We start from the raw sequence: 19823 nt of genomic DNA, 5'->3' as shown, positions 1-19823 counted from the left end.
GCAGTATAATGAGTTTTGCAATTGAAATAGTAATAAAAGCACCAATGGATATTGTATGTGACTATATAATAGAAGATGAAAAAATAAAAGAATGGAATACGTTTATAATAGAAAATCGCTATCCTTCAAATATGGATAAAGAGAATCCACGTGTAGGAGATAAATATATTACTGTTCAAAAAGTCGGTAAGAAAATATTCGAGGCTGAAGTAGAAATCCTTGAATACGATGCACCGCATATTATTTCACTTGGTAGTGAAATGAAGCAAGGATATTCAGCAATGACTTATATGTTAGAAGAAGATGAGGAAGGTACAGCACTAACATTAATTTCAGAATATGAACCTAGTAATTTTTATTATAAAATGATGTATAAGTTAACAGGCTGGATATCACGAGGTTTAACTATGGAACAAATGGAGCGTCTAGCAGAATGTGTAGAAGCTGCTTATCATAAAGAAGATTAATATTAAAAATATATTAAGGTAAAAGCGTTACTCAATCTCATGAGTAACGCTTTTACTGTTTGAAGATTTTTCATTGAAAATCTCAATAGCTCTTTCATATATTTCTTTATCAACACAAAATCTTTCTGTTATCCAATAATTAAGTTCAGAAGATGTAATGATTTGTTCTCTTTTCTTACCTTGGAAATATTGTTTTAAAACATTATCATTTATAGAAGTCGGAATGCCATCGATATAACCGAAAATCTGAATTTTAGCACTACCATACCCAGATAATATATTTTTATAGATGTAAAATAACACACCTTACTTATTGAAGGTGTGCTATTTATATAACCCGGTCGTATACATCTCCGTTAACGTATACACAATTTCCTCTAAGTTAATCTTTTTGTCATTTTGCGTAATAGTCCAAAGAAACGATTCATTCATCGAGAACCAACCGCGTGCTACAATCTCTTTATTTAAATTAGGTTGTGCTAATCCACTTTCTTGAGAGTAAGTAATATCCTGTTTAATGCTTGTTATAAAACGTTCCCGAATCTCATCCCATTTTTGCCGTATTTCTCTTGATAATCCTATCGCTTCCTCTACAACTTGCAAAATAGCGCGTTCTTCATTTGCTAATTGCAGGAATGCTCTAACTTGATTTTGGATCATTATACGTGCTTCCTCTTTTGTTTGTGGAGAAAAAGAGCGTTCAGCGATATTATAAAAACGATTCATAACATCTTCCATTAAACTAATTAGGAGATCATCTTTGTTTTTGAAGTATACATATGCTGTTCCGTAACCAGTTTCTGCATGTTTAATAATTTGTGTAATTGTCGTTTTTTGAAATCCATTATTTATAAAAATAGTGTAACCAGAGTGTAATAGTTTCTTCTTCGTTTCTAAGGAGCGGTGTTTTCTTGATGAAAGAGTAGAGTTTTTCAAAGAATCACCTCTTTATACTGAAATATCTGAAAATATAACTGTATTGTAAAAGAAGTTCATATATAAAGTCAACTGACATAATATCATTGACGTTGTATCAATTAAGGTGATATATTTCAACTAGTTAGAATAAAAAGAAAATTAAGAGAAGGTGACACCATGTATAAAGAACCATTTCAACCAACTTATGAGTATGCGCTTGAATGTGATAAACATGATGAACTGAAAGATTTTCAAACTGAATTCTATAAAAAAGAAGGTACTATATATTTAGATGGAAACTCATTAGGGCTACTTTCAAAAAGAGCAGAGAAATCATTACTTACGTTGCTAGATTCGTGGAAAGAGTATGGCATTGACGGCTGGACAGAAGGTGAGCACCCGTGGTTTTTCCTTTCAGAGAAATTAGGTAAACTTACAGCCCCTCTTATTGGTGCTTTACCGGAAGAAACTATTGTAACCGGTTCTACAACTACAAATATACACCAAGTTATTGCGACGTTTTACGAACCAAAAGGAATACGTACAAAAATACTTGCGGATGAATTAACTTTCCCATCAGATATTTATGCACTTCAAAGTCAAATTCGTTTAAAAGGATTAGATCCAGAGGAGCATTTAGTAAGAGTGAAAAGCCGAGATGGTAGAACACTTTCTGAAGAAGATATTATCCATGCGATGGAAGATGATATCGCTTTAATTTTATTACCTTCTGTTTTATATAGAAGTGGTCAAATTCTTGATATGAAACGTTTAACAACGGAAGCTCATAAACGCGGCATTCACATTGGATTTGATTTATGCCATTCAATAGGATCTATTCCGCATCATTTCAAAGATTGGGATGTCGATTTTGCTGTTTGGTGCAATTATAAATATTTAAATGCAGGACCGGGTAGTGTTGCAGGCCTTTATGTAAATAGTAAACATTTTAATAGACTGCCAGGATTGTCTGGATGGTTTAGTTCTAGAAAAGATAAACAGTTTGATATGGAGCATACATTAACAGCTGCTGATCATGCAGGTGCTTATCAAATTGGTACACCGCACGTATTAAGTACAGCACCATTAATTGGTTCACTTGAAATTTTCAAAGATGCTGGTATTGAACGTTTACGTGAGAAATCTTTACATATTACGAGATACATGCTGAATTTAATTGGACATGAATTAAAAGATTTCGAATTTACAATTGGAAATCCATTAGAGGATGAAAAACGAGGCGGGCACATTTATTTAGAGCATGCAGAAGCAGCACGTATATGTAAAGCACTAAAAGCAAATGGAGTAATCCCAGATTTTAGAGCGCCAAATGGGGTGAGACTTGCGCCGGTCGCTTTATATAACACATACGAAGAAGTGTGGAAATCTGTACAAATATTAAAGAAAATTATGAAAAATGAAGAGTATAAGCAGTTTGAAAATAAGCGAGAGGTTGTGGCATAAATATGAAAACATCAGAGTGGATTGATATTTCACAACCGCTAAATAATAATATTGCAACGTGGCCAGGAGACACACCGTTCTCGTATGAAGTTTCATGGTCAAAAGAAGAAAGTGGCTCAGTAAATGTCGGAAAGTTAACGATGAGTATTCATACAGGCACTCATATTGATGCACCATTTCATTTTGATAATGATGGAAAGAAAGTATTGGATTTAGATGTTCAAGTTTATGTTGGCCCAGCACGGATTATTGACGTTTCTAATCTTGAAAGCATCGGGAAAAAGGAATTAGAAAGCTTTCATTTAGAAGGTGTAGAACGATTATTATTACGTACATCTTCACATGGAAAAGCTGAAGAATTTCCAGAGGTGATCCCTCATTTACGTGCAGACATAGCGTCGTTTCTTTCAGAGAAAGGTATTCGTTTAATCGGAGTAGATGTACCATCAGTTGATCCGCTAGATGATAAAGAATTAGCAGCGCATCATCAATTATTTAAACATGGAATTCATATTTTAGAAAATGTCGTACTAGATCATGTAGCAGACGGTGATTATGAACTTATTGCATTACCACTTGCATTAACTGATGCAGATGGAAGTCCAGTTCGAGCCGTTATTAGACCAATATAAGTAGAATCATATAAAAGGGGCGTTTGGCTAATATGAAAGAAAATGAAAAAGTAATTATGGAAAAAGGGATTCATACGGATTTTAAAGAGAATATGACGTATGGGGAGTATTTACAATTAGATAGTTTACTATCTTCTCAAAAAAGATTATCGGACCATCATGATGAAATGTTATTTATCGTTATTCACCAAGCAAGTGAGCTTTGGATGAAGCTCATTTTACATGAGCTAAATGCGGCGATTGAATCTATTAAACAAGATAAATTACAACCAGCTTTTAAAATGTTAGCACGTGTATCAAAAATTCAGTCTCAAATTATTCAATCTTGGGATATTCTTGCGACATTAACACCATCAGAATATATTGAGTTTCGTGACTCACTCGGTCAAGCTTCAGGTTTTCAATCGTATCAATATCGTATGATTGAGTATGCACTTGGCTATAAAACGCCACACGCATTAAAAATTTATGAAAAGGATCCAGAATTACATGCACGACTTCATAAAGCGCTACATGCACCAAGTCTATATGATGTCGCGATTCAAGCATTAGTAAAAGAAGGATTCCCTATTCATAAAGATGTGTTAAACCGTGATATTACGCAGCCTTATGAAGAAGATGCAACAGTAGAAGCAGCATGGTTGGAAGTGTATGCGGATGTGAAAAAATATTGGAATTTATATCAGCTTGCTGAAAAATTGATTGATATTGAAGACTGGCTACAACAATGGCGTTTCCGTCATATGAAAACAGTAGAAAGAATTATTGGACATAAAATGGGTACAGGTGGATCCTCCGGTGTTTCTTATTTAAAGCGAGTACTTGATCAACAATTCTTCCCGGAGCTTTGGAATGTTCGTACAAAATTATAAAAATAAACCTGTCAGTTCATTATGGCTGACAGGTTTATTTTTATTTGAGCACAATTATGTTTAAAATGAAGGAACAAGATATAATAAATGGAGTAACTATTTAAATGGAGGTAAAGTTTTTGGATTTCAAGCAACTAGAAAATAAATTCGAAAAGAAAAAAGTGAATACATTTCTTGTTTATCAAAAAGGGGAATTAACAACTGAGTATTATAAAACACCCGAATGTGCAAATAATTTATATAAAATAAATTCGATTACAAAAAGTATCGTATCTTTATTAATTGGTATTGCAATTGATAAGGGCTATATAAATGATATACATACATCAATTACAGAGTGGATTGAAAATGTACCTGGGGAAAAACATGATTTAACGCTATATCACTTATTAACAATGACTACTGGTGAGGGCTGGAAAGAGTTTGGGAATGGAGTAGTATTCCCAAATGACTTTGTAGAATCAGAGAACTGGGTACAGTACATATTAGAGAAGCCAATAATTGAAGAACCTGCTACAAAAATGAATTATAATTCAGGTTCTTCTCATTTACTGAGCTATATTATTCAAGAAGCTACTGGAATGTCGACAGAGCGGTTTGCAAAGAAATATTTATTTGATCCATTAAAAATTAACGAATACGAGTGGCAACAAGATCCGCAGGGTATATATGTAGGTGGCTTCGGTATGAAAATGAAATCTACCGATTTGTTAAAATTAGGAAAATTATGTTTACAAAATGGATATTGGAATGAAAAAGAAATTGTATCAGCGAAATGGTTAGAAGAGTCAAGTAGGGCTCTATTTGAAACATATGAACATGTCGGCGCATATGGGTATCACTGGTGGGTATTACATAACGAAAGATTTCACATACCGTATTGTATATATTTTGCTATGGGATACGGCGGACAATACATCGTTATCATTCCTCAATTAGAAGTAGTAGCTATTATAAGTAGTCATATGCCAAAACGTGGGCTCGTTCCGTTAAAATTATTTATTGAGCATGTACAGGGAAATTCTAATTATATATAAGAAAAGGAGGGAATGTATGAAGGATGAAAAAATTTTATCTTTATTTAGATTATGTTTAAGTCTTCTAGTGTGTAGCGCCATTATTACGCAATTCATAATTAGGGCACAAGTGAAGCCGTTTAATCCAGTTAACTTTTTTTGTTTCTTCACCATTGAAAGTAACATTTTAGTTGCATGTATTCTCCTTTTAAGCAGTATCGGAACAGCTACATTTGGTCGCTCAGAACAGTTTAGTATACTTCGTGGTGCGGCGACGGTATATATACTTACGACAGGACTCGTTTATTTTTTGTTACTAAGAGGGTTAGAAGAGTCACTTCAAACGGCAATACCATGGGTAAATACTGTGCTACATTATATCATGCCGATTACAATGCTTTTAGATTGGATTTTAAATCCACCTATTAAGAAAATCACTTGGAAACAAGCTGCAAGTTGGCTTTTATTCCCATTTTTTTACGTTGTATATAGCTTAATACGTGGTCCAATCGTGAATTGGTATCCATATCCGTTTTTAGATCCGAGAATAGGTGGATATGGTAAAGTACTTTTATACAGTATAGGGATAGCAGTTGTAATTGGTGCTATTTGTATATTGGTAAGATTTTTAGGGAATCGAAACTTTAGAAAAGAATTTTAGAAATGCAAGAACCCCCACTGTGTCTGTTTTTAACAGTGGGGGTTTCACTTTATCCAGCTATTTGTCGGGCTGCCCGTAAAAGTCCGATTGGTGAGGGCTGATAATCAGTGGGAGATGAACAAAACCCCCACTGATTAAAGTTTCACTTTATCTACTCGTCTTCTGAAACGACAGCTTTATAAATTTCTCCGTCTTCGTTTCAAATTCTACATCAACAAAAACACCGTATTCTTTTCCGTTCTCACGTAACCACAATTTAAATTTTTCAACAGTTATTTGAACTGTTTTTGGTTTTCTACCTATATGAAGATAGTCAATAATTTCTGCTTTTGGGTATTGTTCTTTCGTCTTTTCTACGGCAAGTTTACCCCATTTGGCATACGGTGGCTGCGCATGAACAATTGATGAGCCTGTATATATATTTGAACATGTTGTTAGGAACAGAATGACGAGTGCGATGTGTTTTAAAGATTTCTTCATGATGAACTCCTTTTATCCTTTTTTTATATTGTTTACATATTTTTTCAACGATATTAGTTTGGATTTTTTTGTCTTCTTTACATAAAAGCGAGGCTTTTACAAAACATAACCAAGAAATCATTTCCGTAATTAAGGAGGGAAAATTATGCGCCAAAAAGCTATTTTTAAAATAGCAGTTTTACTTGCGTTCATAGGACTGTCTTTAATGGTCAGTAGTATACAACTAAAGAATGTAGAAGCTTTTTCTAATCAAGTTATTCAAAGAGGAGCATCTGGCGAAGATGTCATTGAACTGCAATCTCGTTTGAAATATAACGGGTTTTATACGGGAAAAGTGGATGGTGTTTTCGGATGGGGTACATATTGGGCACTTCGGAATTTTCAAGAGAAATTCGGATTACCCGTTGATGGTTTAGCTGGAGCTAAAACGAAGCAAATGCTCGTGAAGGCAACGAAGTATGACAAGTCAACTGCTAATAAAGGGACGACAACAAATAAAGGAAATAGCGGCGGAACTGCACAAGAGAATAAACCACCTCAAAATAAAGGGACAAATGTTCCGAACGGTTATTCTCAAAATGATATTCAGCTTATGGCAAACGCAGTATACGGAGAATCACGTGGTGAACCGTATTTAGGACAAGTTGCAGTAGCTGCTGTTATTTTGAACCGTGTTACAAGTGCATCATTCCCAAATACTGTTTCAGGTGTAATCTTTGAACCTAGAGCATTTACAGCGGTAGCCGATGGACAAATATATTTAACACCAAATGAAACAGCAAAAAAAGCAGTTTTAGATGCGATTAACGGATGGGATCCAACAGGAAATGCTTTATATTATTTCAATCCAGATACTGCGACTAGTAAATGGATTTGGACTCGTCCACAAATTAAAAAAATCGGTAAACATATTTTCTGTAAATAGAGCGGAGGTGGGACAATGTTACGAGGTATTATCATTGTATTATTAACAGTCGGTGTAGTAGGAACAGGCTATTGGGGCTATAAAGAGCACCAAGAGAAAAATGCAGTTTTAATTCGAGCGGAAAATAGCTATCAACGTGCATTCCATGATTTAGCATACGAAGTCGATTTATTACACGATAAAATTGGCACAACACTTGCGATGAATTCACGATCATCTTTATCACCTGCATTAGCGGATGTATGGCGTTTAACATCTGAAGCTCGCTCAGATGTAGGACAACTACCTTTAACATTAATGCCATTTAATAAAACGGAAGAATTTTTAGCGAATATCGGTGATTTCAGTTACCGTGCAGCCATTCGTGATTTAGAAAAAGAGCCGTTAAATGAGCAAGAATATAAAACGCTACAAACTTTATATTCAAATGCAGGAAATATACAAGATGAACTAAGAAAAGTACAACATCTTGTTTTGAAAAATAATTTACGCTGGATGGATGTAGAAATGGCACTTGCATCAAATCGCGATCCAGCAGATAACACAATTATTGATGGATTGAAAACTGTAGAGAAAAACGTAACATCATATTCTTCTACAAACTTCGGACCGACCTTTACAAGTGCGCAAAAAAATAAAAAAGGTGGATTTGAAGCGGAAGGAAAGGCAATTTCTAAAGATGAAGCGGCGAAAATTGCCAAATCGTTTTTGAATTTAAAAGGAAATGAAAAAGTAGATGTTGAGAAAAGCGGAAAAGGTGCGAAAGAATCCTTCTATAGTGTGAAAATTAAAGATGAAGCAACGAACAATGAGTTCTATATGGATATTACCGGAAAAGGCGGATATCCAATTTGGGTTATGAATAACCGCGAAATTAAAGAACAGAAAGTTAGTTTAAACGATGCAGGTAGTAAAGGTTTGAAATTTTTAAAGGACCATAAGTTTAATAATATGGAGCTTTATGATAGCTCTCAATATGATAATGTTGGTGTATTTACGTATGTAGTAAATGAAAATGGAGTACGAATTTATCCAGAAGCAATCCAAATGAAAATTGCTTTAGATGATGGTTCTATCGTTGGGTTCTCCGCAAAAGAATACTTAGCGTCACATCAAAAGCGAACAGTTCCATCGGCAAAGCTAACTGCAGCAGAAGCAAGAAAGAAAATCAATCCGGATGTAAAAGTTATGGAAGAACGTAAAGCTTTAGTAGTCAATGATTTGCATAATGAAGTACTTTGCTATGAATTTGTAGGCACTTTAGGAAAAGATACGTACCAAATATTCATTAATGCTAATAGCGGGGCTGAGGAAAAGGTAAAGAAAATGCAAGCTGTTGAAAAAATTTATGATTAAACCTTAATAGTGAAGTGGTGAAAATAATGAAAACTCTAATATATATATTGATGCTTTGCTTCGTTATAACTGGATGCAGTATTGGAAAAAAAGACAATCCAAACGAAAAGCCGGAACAAAAAAATGTTTCAATGAAAAATGTTAATTATACGAATAAATCAAATAAGCCAAATGAAAAAGCAGCAGATCATTTAGCATCTTTAGCAGCAAGTGTGCCAGGTGTGAATGATGCAACAGCGGTCGTTGTTGGAAAATATGCTATTGTAGGTATTGATGTAAAAGCAAAACTTGATCGAACTCGAGTTGAATCAATTAAATACTCTGTTGCAGAAAGTTTAAAAAATGACCCTGACGGTGCTAATGCAGTCGTTGTAGCAGATGTTGATACGTATGAACGCCTCAAACAAATCGGAAAGCAAATTAAAAAAGGAAAAACAGGTGAAGGTATACTAGATGAATTAGCCGCTATTGTGGGCCGAGTAATGCCACAAGTTCCAAATGATATGATAGAAAATAGAGAAACGAATCCAATTAAAGATAATGATAAACAATTACCAAAAGATGAAGAACAAGAGTTAAGAAAAGAACAGGATGATCAATCAAATAATCATTTGAATAAATGAAATTAGCCTCGTACTTAATTGTACGAGGTTTTTAAATATAATATTAAATATTCAGTTTATTTTTAAGGGAATATATGGTTTAATTATGATGGGAGGGACAACTGTTATGATGAAAAAAAGCGCATGTATATTGTTTAGTTTATGCTTAGGTTTCAGTATGACAGCGTGTGAACAGAGAAAAGAAGTGAAAAACCAAACAGCAACTTCTTCTACTGTGATGGAAAGGCAACAGAAAGAGTCTATCAATATAAATCATTTCTCGAGTATAAATGAAGGAATGACTTATACAGAAGTAAAAGATTTAATTGGTTTTGAAGGAGATTTACTTATAGAAGAAGGGGTAGAGCATTCTACACAAATTAAACAAATTTTTGCTTGGAAAGGGAACGATCCAAATTCATTTGTTGAAATTACCTTTTTAGATGGAAGAGTGCATTCAAAAGCACAGCAAGGTATAAGTTAATAAGCTAAAAAATGGGAGAGTTTAGCATGAACATACACACAGGGGAAATTCAATTAGCTCCGTATAAGGAGAAATATAAAGAAGTTATACAAACATTTACTTTACCAAGTGAACAAGTTCAGTTTACATCAGATCCAAGCGCATTACTGGAGAAAGCAAAAAGTGATCATACAAAAAATGTGATTGTTATTTTAGATCGCAATGGGGTACCGGTGGGTCTTTTCGCATTGGAAACGGGAGATAGAGTAAAGGAGTTCACAGATAATGAGGATGCTTTACTTTTAACTTCATTTTCTATAAATCACAATAGACAAGGGAAGGGATATGCTAAAAAATCACTGTCACTATTACAAGAGTTTGTAAAACGTTATTTTCCAATAAAAAATGAAGTTGTACTTGCTGTGAATGAAAGAAATATTCCTGCACAAAATTTATATGCAAAAGTTGGTTTCCAAGATAAAGGTTTTAGAAGAATGGGGCCAATTGGCCAACAAATAATAATGCATTTACCTATAATGAAATAGAAAACTTACTCTTGAATATTCAAGTAGTAGGTTTTTTTATTTTAACAATATATAATATATGTATATAAAATGAAACAGGAATGAAGGATATAAAAAATGAATCAAGATAGAAAATGGAATATCGTTGGAGGAAGAGTGATTAAAACTGGGATTGCAGTTTTTCTTACAGTGTTAGTTTGTGATTTTTTTAACATCCCAACTTGGAGTTATAAAAATGATTTAAAAGATTATAAACCAAATCATTATCATCACCATTTTTCAAGTGAATCTATTATTTTATTTGAGGTATTATCTATTCATGATATGTTAGAAGAATTAAAACAAATATCCGAGAAATATGAGTGGGAAAACCGATTCAATCGATAAGTTCATTTTACTGTGGGGGGGGATAATATGACACTTTATATTGCATTACTAAGAGGAATCAATGTCGGTGGCCATAAAGTAATCAAAATGGCTGATTTAAAACGAGTTTTTGAATCAATAGGGTTAAAACAAGTGAAAACATATATACAAAGTGGTAATATTGTGTTCGAATCTGAGGAAGGTATAAACTTTCTAAAGGACCGAATACAATCTGAAATAAAAAAAGAATTTGATTTCGATGTTCCAGTCATGCTAAGAACACATGATGAATTTATAAATATTATTAAACAATGTCCATATGAAGTTCATTCATTGTTAGAAGGAGAAAGTGTTCATATTGCTTTTTTAGCTAATGTACTTTCTGAAGAAGAGAGTAGTCAATTGCTTACATTTAAAAGTGAACTTGAAGATTGCTATATAGATGAGAAGGTCGTTTATTTATTTTTCAAAAATAGCATTCGAAATTCTAAATTAATGAACCAGTTTCAGAAGTCACATACACCAGCTACAGTTAGGAATTGGCGGACTGTGAATAAATTAAAAGCAATTGTAGAGAGTATGTAAATATAAAAAGATGAGGTTTTCTACATGTAGAAAACCTCATCTTTTTACTTATATTGTTTTGCAACTATGAGTTCGACAATAGGATAAATAAAGAATGAAGAGCAAATTGCGATGAACAGGGGGAGGTTTTTTACTCCATCTAAATTAGCCCCCATAGAAAATCCTTCGGAGAAGATTAATAAAAGGAACATTACAACTACAAGCACAAAATACGCAATTTTAAAGCTTTTATATGTAATTTGTTGTCCCATCTCATCTTGACTTTCTTCTGACACACCGTGGGGATCTCCCCAAGTAATGTGATTAATTAAATTACTAAGTATTAACGAAATAGCAAAAATCGTACCACCTAAAATAGAACCTTCAGTTATGTATTTATATGTGCCATGTACTAGTATTGCAATTAATGCTAAAACAATGATTATAAAAATAGTTTTTTTAGTATTCAATAAATAATTGCCCCCTCGATTGTAAAAAACTTTTTACAAATATAAGTATAAAATTGGAAAAGTATCATGTCAAATACTTTTTACACGAAATATGTAAGTATGCAATATTTTGGTTTTATGATAAATAAAAAATTACAATACATTTGAATGTAAAAGAATGGGCTCGCATATATTTGGAAGGGATGTCAGATTAATTTAGGGGGTAGTTATGTCTATACTTTTAAAAGCTGGTGCAGATGCAGGAAACAACGGTTTGAAGTTAATGGTGAAAGGGCAAGACCCTATTTTTATTCCGAGTATTTATTCTTTATATATAGGTGAGCCTACAGGACTCTTAGATGAGGTAGATGTTTCATTATCTGAATTAGAAAACCACATTGATGTGACTATAAGTTCGCCATCGTTAATGCTAAATAATGTACGATACATCGTTGGAGAAAAAGTTATTCAAGATCAATTAAAAGGTACTGAGGTAGAGAAGAAATCAAATAAGTCAACGGATGAGTTAATGGTTATTACAATACTATCAGGTTTGGCGGTAAGCGCTATGCGTCAAAGTCCAACTTCTAGCCATATTAATATTCGTTATGATTTATCTGTCGCTCTTCCTATGCAGCTTATTACACAAGAAATAGCTGCTGAAAATGCAAAACGTTATATGGGAAATCATAAGGTTATTTTCCATTATCCGAACGGACGCGATGTGACAATTAATGTTTCAATTGAGTATTGTAAATGCCTGCCTGAGGGTGCTTCTGGGACGTGGGGCATTGTATACGATGAAGAAGGAAATGTTGTGAAACATAAAATAGAATGTGAGCAAAATCAAGTTTCTGAAATTGATTTTGTAGATAAAACTCTACTCTCTTTTGATATTGGTGCAGGGACGACAGAAGAAGTTGTTTCATTAGGGGTAAATTTCCGTCCGCAACTAAGTAAAGGTTTATCTTATGGTGTAAAAGAGACGTTACTACAAATCATTACGAGATGGAACCGGAAGTATCCAACTAAGACGATTGATAGTATTACAGAATTCAATCAAATTTATTTAAATGATACGCATCCGAGAAATACCTTATTAGTTGAGGAATCACAGCCGGCACTATTAGGTTTAGCAGCGCGTGTCGCAACAGATATTATAAATAAAATTGATGATATGAAAGACGATCCATACGTGTTTATTTATGGCGGGGGTGCAGTAATTATTAAAAATAGTTTAAAAATGATTTTAAAGCAAAAAGGACGACTCAAAAATGTAATCTTTGTAGATAATCCGTTATTTACAAATGCACGAGGATTATTAGTATATACTTGTTCGCCAAAATATAGAGAGCATAAGCAAAAAGAGTTAGGATTTACAAACTTAACGATAAGTTAGTTGGTGGAAGTATGCGATCTAGGCGATATAAACGTGGTGATCGAGTAAAAATCAATATTCATAAATCGGTATCACCTGAAATGCTTGCGTGGCTGAATAAACAATCAAATCCAACTAATTTCTTCTTTTTTGCTGCGCAGCAATTATTTAAACAAGTAGGAGATATTGACGTTTCAAAAGCTTTACCAAGCAGCCATGTTTTCTCATTATATGTGGAGCCTTCATCCTTATTAAAAGTCGAAGTAAACCCTTTTAAAAACATGACACTAGAAGCAAATACATCCACCGAAAATGCAAAAAAAAAATTATGGGAATCTGTTGATCAATTAGATTGTCCATTTTTTTAAACATAGAAAAATATAAGAAGTCCCATCACTATACATACGAATACAGTGATGGGTTTTTGTTTGTAAATGGAAGGGGGCACAATACAATTTGTGCCCCTTCTGTTAATTATTTGTTTGTCTAAATTTCAGATGTATGTTTAGAAACCGCAGTAATTATGCTTTCCCAATCATTTGGATGATTTTCATGACCTGCCCCTTTAAGAGTTAATAGTACTGAGCTTGGAATTTCATCAATTAGTGCGAGGCCATGTTCAAATGGGAGTGCTGTATCGTCTGTTCCATGAATAACCAATGTTGGTGCTTGTATGGAGTGAAGTACACCTTCATATGCATCATCACCTTGAAGTAAAGCGTGATTAAACATACTTAATAAATTGTTTGCGCGTTCTATTTCTTGTTTTACTTGTGTATAAACTCTATTTTCATCAAATATTCGTTCTGATCCACATAATAGACGAGATCCTGAAACTAAATACTCTGCCACATCATTTTTATTTGTCCAATCAATACTTGCGCTCTTTACATGATGTGTTAAAATCCTTTCATCCATTGGGGGTAAATCGCGAGTATTATTATCAGATCCTATTACACTAGTCGCTAGTAAAGTTAGCGTCAAAATTCTTTCGGGATGTTTTACAGCGGCAATTTGAGCAATCATACCACCTAATGACATACCAAAAAGATGGGCTTTATCAATATGATAAGCGTCTAATACCCCGATTGCATCTTCAGCCATATCTGTTACTGAATAATTTGAAGTGCCAGGTTCATATGTAACAGAGCGTCCAACATCGCGATTATCAAAGCGAATAACAAATTTTCCTGTGTTCGCCAACTGTTCACAAAATTCTTCATCCCAATATATCATTGAACAAGTAGCTCCCATAATTAATAAAATAGCGGGATCATTAGAGTTACCGAAGCTTTCTGTACATATATCAATACCGTTTATTTTAAATATCTTTTCACTCATAAAGTTAGCCCCATTTCTTTTGAATTTAATTAATAATACAGTTTTGAATAATTCTAAGATGTGTGTAAGATTCTTTTTGAAATTCATCCCGCTATTTGCCGGGCAGTAAGAGCCCGATTGGTGAGGAATGATTAAAGTTTTACTTTATAATGCTTTTTGCATAATTACCCCCAAAAATAAGTATATGGTAATTCAAGGCAAAAAATTTTGAGAAATAATTGTATGTTATTAAAATAAACAGCAAGGAGGAGAGGAAATGAAAGCAATCGTTATTGATCGATATGGCAGTGTTGAAGAATTAAAAGAAAGACAAGTTTTAAAACCGGTTGTTAAGAATAACGAAAAAGCTCAACAATAGATAATATCCCATACTATACATTTTCATTTGCGGGTATTATTTATTGTTGGCTAATGTGATATTGCTTCTAACAAATACTTTTTCGTATTGTATCATGTAATTTCTCTAATCCAATTTCCATATCTTTCTCGTTTAACATTGAATAGCTAATTCTTAATTGGTTATCATTTGTTTCGTAGTTTAATAGACAAGCTGTTCCTGGTAAAAAAGAGACATCTACTTCATTTGCTTTTTGTAATAAGGTAAAGGGATCTATCGAATCAGGTAGTGTCACCCATAAATTAAAACCTCCATTTGGTATTTCAAAGTGTAGTTCTTTTAATGGCGATAATATATCAATTGTTAAATCACGTCTCATTTGTAAAGCTGTACGTAATTTTTCTAAATGGTTTTTCATACGTTCTGCACGTAAAAACGGTAGAAGTGCCTTTTGTGTTAATAAAGGACTACCGATATCCATTGAACCTTTTACTGCATATAGCCATTCAAAAATAGGACCATCGGCAATAAGTGCTGCAATACGCAGTCCTGGTGCTAACGTTTTACTAAATCCTTTTATATATATTACGTGGCCATCCTTATCAAAACTTTTGATTGGGGGCGGGATTATAGCATCCTCAAAATATATTTCTCCGAAAGAATCATCTTCAATAATAAAAAATTGATATAGCTCCGATAGTTCTATAAGTTCCATTCTTCGTTCTTTACTCATTACTGTACCTGTCGGATTCTGGAAGGTGGGATTCGTATACAATAAAACGGGATTTTTACTTTGACAAATATCATCAATTAAGTCGGAGCGAACTCCATGATTATCAAGAGAAACGGGAATGATTTGAACACCTTTATTGATGAAAATATCAAGCGCAGCACTGTAACATGGACTTTCTACCAATACAATATCTCCAGGTTTTAATAATGTTTGAGCAATTAAATCAATTCCTTGTTGTGCGCCGCTTGTAATTAATAATTGAGATGGGTCTGTCACTAATTTCTGGTGTTCATGTAAGTAATTTGCTATTTCAACTCGCAATTCATAATCGCCTTGAACTGGCCCATAAGTTGCTAACAACATCGGATTTTTATCCAGCAATTTATGCATTTCATCTGCCAAAAATGGATTTGGTAACAGACGAGGATACAGAATTGCTTGTGAAAAATTATAATATTTACGGTGCTTATTCATTGCATATTGAGAACGCATAACATTAATCGTTTTCGTTTGTTGCCATTTATACGGAATTGGTTTGAAATCTTTCTTTACCCGTTTATATATGTAAGCACCTTTTCCTTGTTCGATGCGTATATACCCTTTCGTTTCTAACTGTTTATACGCTTTACGAACTGTTAATACATTGATTTGTAAATCTGTGGCCATACAACGTAAAGAAGGAAGAGATTCACCATGTGAAAGCATACCACTTTGTATTCTGTCAACAATTTGCATATATATTTGCTTGTAATACGGTATGTTTGTTTCTTTACGCAATACAATTTTCATAGGTTCACCTATTTTTCTTTTTAACTTAATTAAAGCGAAAAATATATAGGGAATCAACTACAACTTGAAGTAACTGTTATATGTACCGATACACTGTTATACACCATAGCCTCTATACTCATTCTAAGAGTAAAAAGGAGGAAGCAAAATGGTCATTTTTAATTACATTTTAGTATGTATTATTTTCGGGACAACATTTTTAACGATAAAAATTGGAATTGAAGCAGGGGCGCCACCGTTGTTTTCAGCAGGAATTCGCTTCTTTTTAGCGGGCATAATCCTTATGATTATTTTTAAATTAAAGCGAAAAGAAATTATGCCACATATATTTTCAAAACGCATTATGTATGCTGGATTTTGTTTAACATTTATGACATTCGCAAGTTTATATTGGTCAGAACAATATATTTCTTCGGGATTAGCTGCTGTTCTTTCTGCTACGGGACCAATGATGATTTTATTAATACAAGCAAAGAGGAATAGGGAGAAATTACAAAAGGAACAACTCGTTGCTTTAGTTATTGCACTAATAGGTGTTATATTTGTTTCTTTACCAGGAATGCATCAACAAGTAAGTTTCATATGGAGTATTGCTTGTATTGTTTTAGTTATAGGGGAGTTATTTTACGGAATAGGCTCTATTCGTTCGAAAGAAATACTGTCAGATTTATCAAATGTATCACCATTTCTTATTAACGGTATTCAAATGTTTTATGGAGGGATTTTACTACTAATCGCATCTATTATTGTAGAACAACCAAATGTAACCGTATTAACTTCATGGAGTGTGCAATGGCCTATTTTATATCTCATATTTATCGGATCGATTGGTGGACACGGATTATATTACTGGCTCTTATCAAAAACAAATCCAGTATTTCCATCGACGTGGTTATATGTATCACCATTAATTGCAATAATTGTGGGATATATCATTTTAGGAGAACCTTTAAATCCTACAATGGGAATGGGGGCTTGTCTTATATTGATTGGTGTATTTTTGGCCAATCGTTCAACACTACGGACTTATTTCAAAAAAGGGCGGTTATTAGAGAAGGAGATGTAGTTTAATAAAGCAACAGCCCTGTATATTACAGGACTGATAAAATCAAAAACACAGTTGAAAAAATAACCAACTGTGTTTTTGATAATTAATTCACTTTTTTAATAAAGCCTTTATAATGACGTTTTACAAGCTGGCTTTCTAACGTCTTCATAGTTTCTAGTGCTACACCGACAATGATAAGTAAGCTTGTACCACCAATTTGAGCAGAAGGTGGTAACGTAGCAATTTTCGTGAATACGAGCGGTAATATAGAAATAGCACCTAAGAAAATTGCACCGATAAATGTTAAACGGTATAGAATTTTAGTTACATATTGTTCAGTTGCTTTACCAGGACGAATACCAGGAACATATCCATTTTGCTTTTTCAAATTCTCAGCCATTTGTTCAGGATTTACTTGAATAAATGCGTAGAAGTATGTGAAAGCAACAATAAGACCGACATAAAGTGTCATTCCAATTGGATGTGCGAAATCAAGATTTGCAACTAACCATTTTGATACGCTTGAATCAGGGAAGAGCTGCGCAATTGTACGCGGCGTCATTAAAAATGCAGAAGCAAAGATAACTGGTATAACACCAGCACTATTTACTTTAAGCGGTAAATGAGTGTTTTTTGCTCCTTGATATTGATTGTTTCCTGAAACAGCTTTTGCATATTGGATCGGTATTTTACGTACAGCTTGTTGAATGTAAATAACACCAACAACTATCGCTAAAATTACGAGTCCAATTAAAACAATTTTTATTATGTGCATAAATAGCTGATCGCCAGCATTTTGGAATTGTTGTAAATAAATTTGATTTGCAACATTTGGAATCGCAGCAACAAGACCTGCGAAGATAATCATCGAAATACCATTACCAACTCCGTTAGCGGTAATTTGTTCGCCTAACCAAAGTAAAAATGCAGTACCTGCAGTTAAAACTGTCGCAATAAATAAGTATGTAGTCCAGCTTTGATCTGTTATTAATTGTCCACCTGCTATATTATTAAAGCCATAAGACATTCCGATGGCCTGTATGAATGCGAGAATGATTGTAAAGTATCGAGTGAATTGAGCTGATTTCTTACGGCCCATTTCTCCTTGCTTTGCCCATTCCGAAAATTTAGGTATAACATCCATTTGTAGTAACTGTACTATGATGGAAGCTGTAATATATGGTGTAATACCTACAGCAAAGATTGAGAAGTGTTGCAATGCTCCTCCGCCAAATACGTTTAACATACCTAGAACGTTAGCTTGATCTTGTACTTTTAATACCTCTGCGTTAGTATGAGGAACTGGAATAAACGTGCCAATTCGAAAAACGATTAACATCGCTAGTGTAAAAAGGATTTTCCTTCTTATCTCAGCTACTCTCATGAAATTTGAAATCGTACGAAACATTATGTCGCCTCCTATATTTTTATCAGTAAAAAACTGATTATTATACCCTATGAAGTAACCACAAACCTCCTTCCGCACTAAATTCATTTGACAAATGGATTTTCATACACTTTGTAGTTTTCACGGATATAAAAATATAAGGTGTTATATAAGCGACCTATACACTTCACGTAATCATTCAATACCCATAATATATCGAATAAATTAACAAATGTACATACATACGCATTAAAAATGAATAAATAGGGTCATTTTTTACATTTATTTAATGATAAATTGATAGGACATTATACTGGTAAATGCGCTTCGTATATTCCTTTAATCAATTAAAATCCTCCACCTTTTAAAAAGAATGTAAAATCAAATAAAAGTATGAAAGTACATACTACTTTAGTAGTAATAGTAATCAATTATATTTCAATTCAAATTCATCTCCCGCTGATTAAAGTTTCACTTTATATGATTAGAGAATTCTTTTTATTTAAGAAGGAATAAATGTTAAAGAAAGCTAATTAAACAGTGTACATATTTATAGGGGAGAAGATATAAATGAAAGTTGTTATAAAAAAATTACCACCATTAGAAGTAGCGTATATAAGACGAACTGGTAGCTACTTTGAACCGCAAGATCACTGGGGAAAGTTACTGAATTGGTCAATTGAAAATAAACTGTATCCACCAGAGCAATCATTTATCGGAATATCATTGGATAATCCTGAACTTGTTGCAAGTCATAAGTGCCGGCATGATGCATGTATTACGATTCCTGAAAACTTCGATAAAGAAAAGTATCATACTGTGCAATTTAAAAGATTAGATGGAGGTACATATGGTCTATGCCAGTTCTATGATGAACCTCATAAATTAAGTGAAGTGTATCAATACATGTATGCAGAGTGGCTACCAAATAGTGAGTATGATGCAGATTATGATAGAGATAATTTAGAGTTTTGCTTAAATAATGTTGCTGAAGATCTAGAAGGAAAGTTAAAGGTTGATTTATTTGTGCCAATTAAAAATATATAAAAAA

General features: G+C 33.5%; 22 protein-coding genes and 2 pseudogenes. 17 read left to right on the top strand and 7 right to left on the bottom strand.

The window, feature by feature from the left end:
- Positions 1 to 8: 8 nt before the first annotated feature.
- Entirely contained in the window at positions 9 to 467 is a 459-nt protein-coding gene (locus tag DN399_RS13525; protein WP_000006415.1) for an SRPBCC family protein, read from the top strand.
- A 27-nt stretch (positions 468 to 494) separates the two neighbouring features.
- Here the strand turns inward: DN399_RS13525 and DN399_RS13520 are convergent.
- Both DN399_RS13520 and DN399_RS13515 read right to left on the bottom strand, forming a co-directional pair.
- Positions 495 to 722 (bottom strand): annotated as a pseudogene (locus tag DN399_RS13520) (hypothetical protein); the annotation flags it as partial.
- 69 nt (positions 723 to 791) lie between these two features.
- A complete protein-coding gene (locus DN399_RS13515) occupies positions 792 to 1403 on the bottom strand; it encodes a TetR/AcrR family transcriptional regulator (protein ID WP_000798542.1) in 612 nt (203 codons plus the stop codon).
- A gap of 159 nt (positions 1404 to 1562) precedes the next feature.
- Between DN399_RS13515 and kynU the strand changes: the two genes are divergently transcribed.
- The 5 genes from kynU to DN399_RS13490 all read left to right on the top strand — a co-directional run bounded on the left by kynU (position 1563) and on the right by DN399_RS13490 (position 6030).
- Positions 1563 to 2849 (top strand): kynureninase, encoded by a 1287-nt coding sequence (gene kynU / locus DN399_RS13510; RefSeq protein WP_000276298.1) that lies wholly within the window; start codon positions 1563 to 1565, stop codon positions 2847 to 2849.
- 2 nt (positions 2850 to 2851) lie between these two features.
- Positions 2852 to 3481, top strand: coding sequence for an arylformamidase (gene kynB / locus DN399_RS13505; RefSeq protein ID WP_000858074.1), 630 nt, complete (start codon positions 2852 to 2854; stop codon positions 3479 to 3481).
- 32 nt (positions 3482 to 3513) lie between these two features.
- On the top strand, positions 3514 to 4353 hold the full coding sequence (gene kynA, locus DN399_RS13500; RefSeq protein WP_000661957.1) for a tryptophan 2,3-dioxygenase: 840 nt from the start codon (positions 3514 to 3516) through the stop codon (positions 4351 to 4353).
- A gap of 119 nt (positions 4354 to 4472) precedes the next feature.
- Positions 4473 to 5390 carry a serine hydrolase domain-containing protein gene (locus DN399_RS13495; protein WP_000346254.1) on the top strand — a complete coding sequence of 306 codons (918 nt, stop codon included), beginning with the start codon at positions 4473 to 4475 and terminating at the stop codon, positions 5388 to 5390.
- A 16-nt stretch (positions 5391 to 5406) separates the two neighbouring features.
- Positions 5407 to 6030: a Pr6Pr family membrane protein gene (locus DN399_RS13490; RefSeq protein WP_149149693.1), complete on the top strand. Its 624-nt coding sequence runs from the start codon at positions 5407 to 5409 to the stop codon at positions 6028 to 6030.
- 147 nt (positions 6031 to 6177) lie between these two features.
- Here the strand turns inward: DN399_RS13490 and DN399_RS13485 are convergent, their stop codons facing one another.
- A complete protein-coding gene (locus DN399_RS13485) occupies positions 6178 to 6510 on the bottom strand; it encodes a DUF3889 domain-containing protein (protein WP_000749105.1) in 333 nt (110 codons plus the stop codon).
- A 145-nt stretch (positions 6511 to 6655) separates the two neighbouring features.
- Between DN399_RS13485 and sleB the strand changes: the two genes are divergently transcribed.
- From sleB to DN399_RS13445, 7 genes and pseudogenes are all read left to right on the top strand, one after another.
- Entirely contained in the window at positions 6656 to 7435 is a 780-nt protein-coding gene (sleB, locus tag DN399_RS13475; protein WP_001249053.1) for a spore cortex-lytic enzyme, read from the top strand.
- A 15-nt stretch (positions 7436 to 7450) separates the two neighbouring features.
- Positions 7451 to 8791, top strand: a complete 1341-nt coding sequence (ypeB, locus tag DN399_RS13470; RefSeq protein ID WP_000943727.1) for a germination protein YpeB — start codon at positions 7451 to 7453, stop codon at positions 8789 to 8791.
- Between the two features lie 26 nt (positions 8792 to 8817).
- Positions 8818 to 9414: a YhcN/YlaJ family sporulation lipoprotein gene (locus DN399_RS13465; RefSeq protein WP_000854053.1), complete on the top strand. Its 597-nt coding sequence runs from the start codon at positions 8818 to 8820 to the stop codon at positions 9412 to 9414.
- 106 nt (positions 9415 to 9520) lie between these two features.
- Positions 9521 to 9877: a hypothetical protein gene (locus tag DN399_RS13460; protein ID WP_000976446.1), complete on the top strand. Its 357-nt coding sequence runs from the start codon at positions 9521 to 9523 to the stop codon at positions 9875 to 9877.
- A gap of 11 nt (positions 9878 to 9888) precedes the next feature.
- Positions 9889 to 10401, top strand: coding sequence for a GNAT family N-acetyltransferase (locus DN399_RS13455; RefSeq protein WP_116269174.1), 513 nt, complete (start codon positions 9889 to 9891; stop codon positions 10399 to 10401).
- 96 nt (positions 10402 to 10497) lie between these two features.
- A pseudogene (locus tag DN399_RS28655) lies at positions 10498 to 10569 on the top strand (hypothetical protein); the annotation flags it as partial.
- Positions 10570 to 10794: 225 nt separating this feature from the next.
- The gene (locus DN399_RS13445) at positions 10795 to 11331 is read left to right on the top strand and encodes a DUF1697 domain-containing protein (RefSeq protein ID WP_016122631.1); all 537 of its coding nucleotides are present in this window, start codon (positions 10795 to 10797) and stop codon (positions 11329 to 11331) included.
- A gap of 44 nt (positions 11332 to 11375) precedes the next feature.
- Here DN399_RS13445 and DN399_RS13440 read toward each other — a convergent pair whose 3' ends face one another.
- Positions 11376 to 11780, bottom strand: a complete 405-nt coding sequence (locus tag DN399_RS13440) for a hypothetical protein (protein ID WP_001093141.1) — start codon at positions 11778 to 11780, stop codon at positions 11376 to 11378.
- Between the two features lie 208 nt (positions 11781 to 11988).
- Here DN399_RS13440 and DN399_RS13435 point away from each other — a divergent pair, with 208 nt between their 5' ends.
- Together DN399_RS13435 and DN399_RS13430 are read left to right on the top strand one after the other, a co-directional pair.
- Entirely contained in the window at positions 11989 to 13158 is a 1170-nt protein-coding gene (locus tag DN399_RS13435; protein ID WP_000025623.1) for a ParM/StbA family protein, read from the top strand.
- Between the two features lie 11 nt (positions 13159 to 13169).
- Complete coding sequence (locus tag DN399_RS13430; protein ID WP_001257761.1) at positions 13170 to 13505, top strand: hypothetical protein; 336 nt, start codon at positions 13170 to 13172, stop codon at positions 13503 to 13505.
- Positions 13506 to 13623: 118 nt separating this feature from the next.
- Here the strand turns inward: DN399_RS13430 and mleBCA are convergent, their stop codons facing one another.
- Together mleBCA and pdxR are read right to left on the bottom strand one after the other, a co-directional pair.
- Positions 13624 to 14478 (bottom strand): BCA family alpha/beta fold macrolide esterase, encoded by an 855-nt coding sequence (gene mleBCA, locus DN399_RS13425; RefSeq protein WP_001290786.1) that lies wholly within the window; start codon positions 14476 to 14478, stop codon positions 13624 to 13626.
- Between the two features lie 425 nt (positions 14479 to 14903).
- Entirely contained in the window at positions 14904 to 16337 is a 1434-nt protein-coding gene (gene pdxR, locus DN399_RS13420) for a MocR-like pyridoxine biosynthesis transcription factor PdxR (RefSeq protein WP_006922681.1), read from the bottom strand.
- Positions 16338 to 16485: 148 nt separating this feature from the next.
- Here pdxR and DN399_RS13415 point away from each other — a divergent pair, with 148 nt between their 5' ends.
- Complete coding sequence (locus tag DN399_RS13415; RefSeq protein WP_000234337.1) at positions 16486 to 17403, top strand: DMT family transporter; 918 nt, start codon at positions 16486 to 16488, stop codon at positions 17401 to 17403.
- 85 nt (positions 17404 to 17488) lie between these two features.
- On the opposite strand, the gene secY is transcribed toward DN399_RS13415, so the two are convergent.
- Positions 17489 to 18793 carry a preprotein translocase subunit SecY gene (gene secY, locus DN399_RS13410; protein ID WP_000490135.1) on the bottom strand — a complete coding sequence of 435 codons (1305 nt, stop codon included), beginning with the start codon at positions 18791 to 18793 and terminating at the stop codon, positions 17489 to 17491.
- A 549-nt stretch (positions 18794 to 19342) separates the two neighbouring features.
- On the opposite strand from secY, the gene DN399_RS13400 reads away from it, so the two are divergent.
- Complete coding sequence (locus DN399_RS13400) at positions 19343 to 19819, top strand: AraC family transcriptional regulator (RefSeq protein ID WP_149149692.1); 477 nt, start codon at positions 19343 to 19345, stop codon at positions 19817 to 19819.
- Positions 19820 to 19823 lie beyond the last annotated feature (4 nt).

Origin of the sequence: Bacillus sp. AR4-2 (assembly GCF_008274865.1) — a bacterium.
Taxonomy (GTDB): domain Bacteria; phylum Bacillota; class Bacilli; order Bacillales; family Bacillaceae_G; genus Bacillus_A; species Bacillus_A cereus.
The sequence above is the reverse complement of the archived record's forward strand: the minus strand, read 5'-3'. Positions and strand labels throughout refer to the sequence as shown.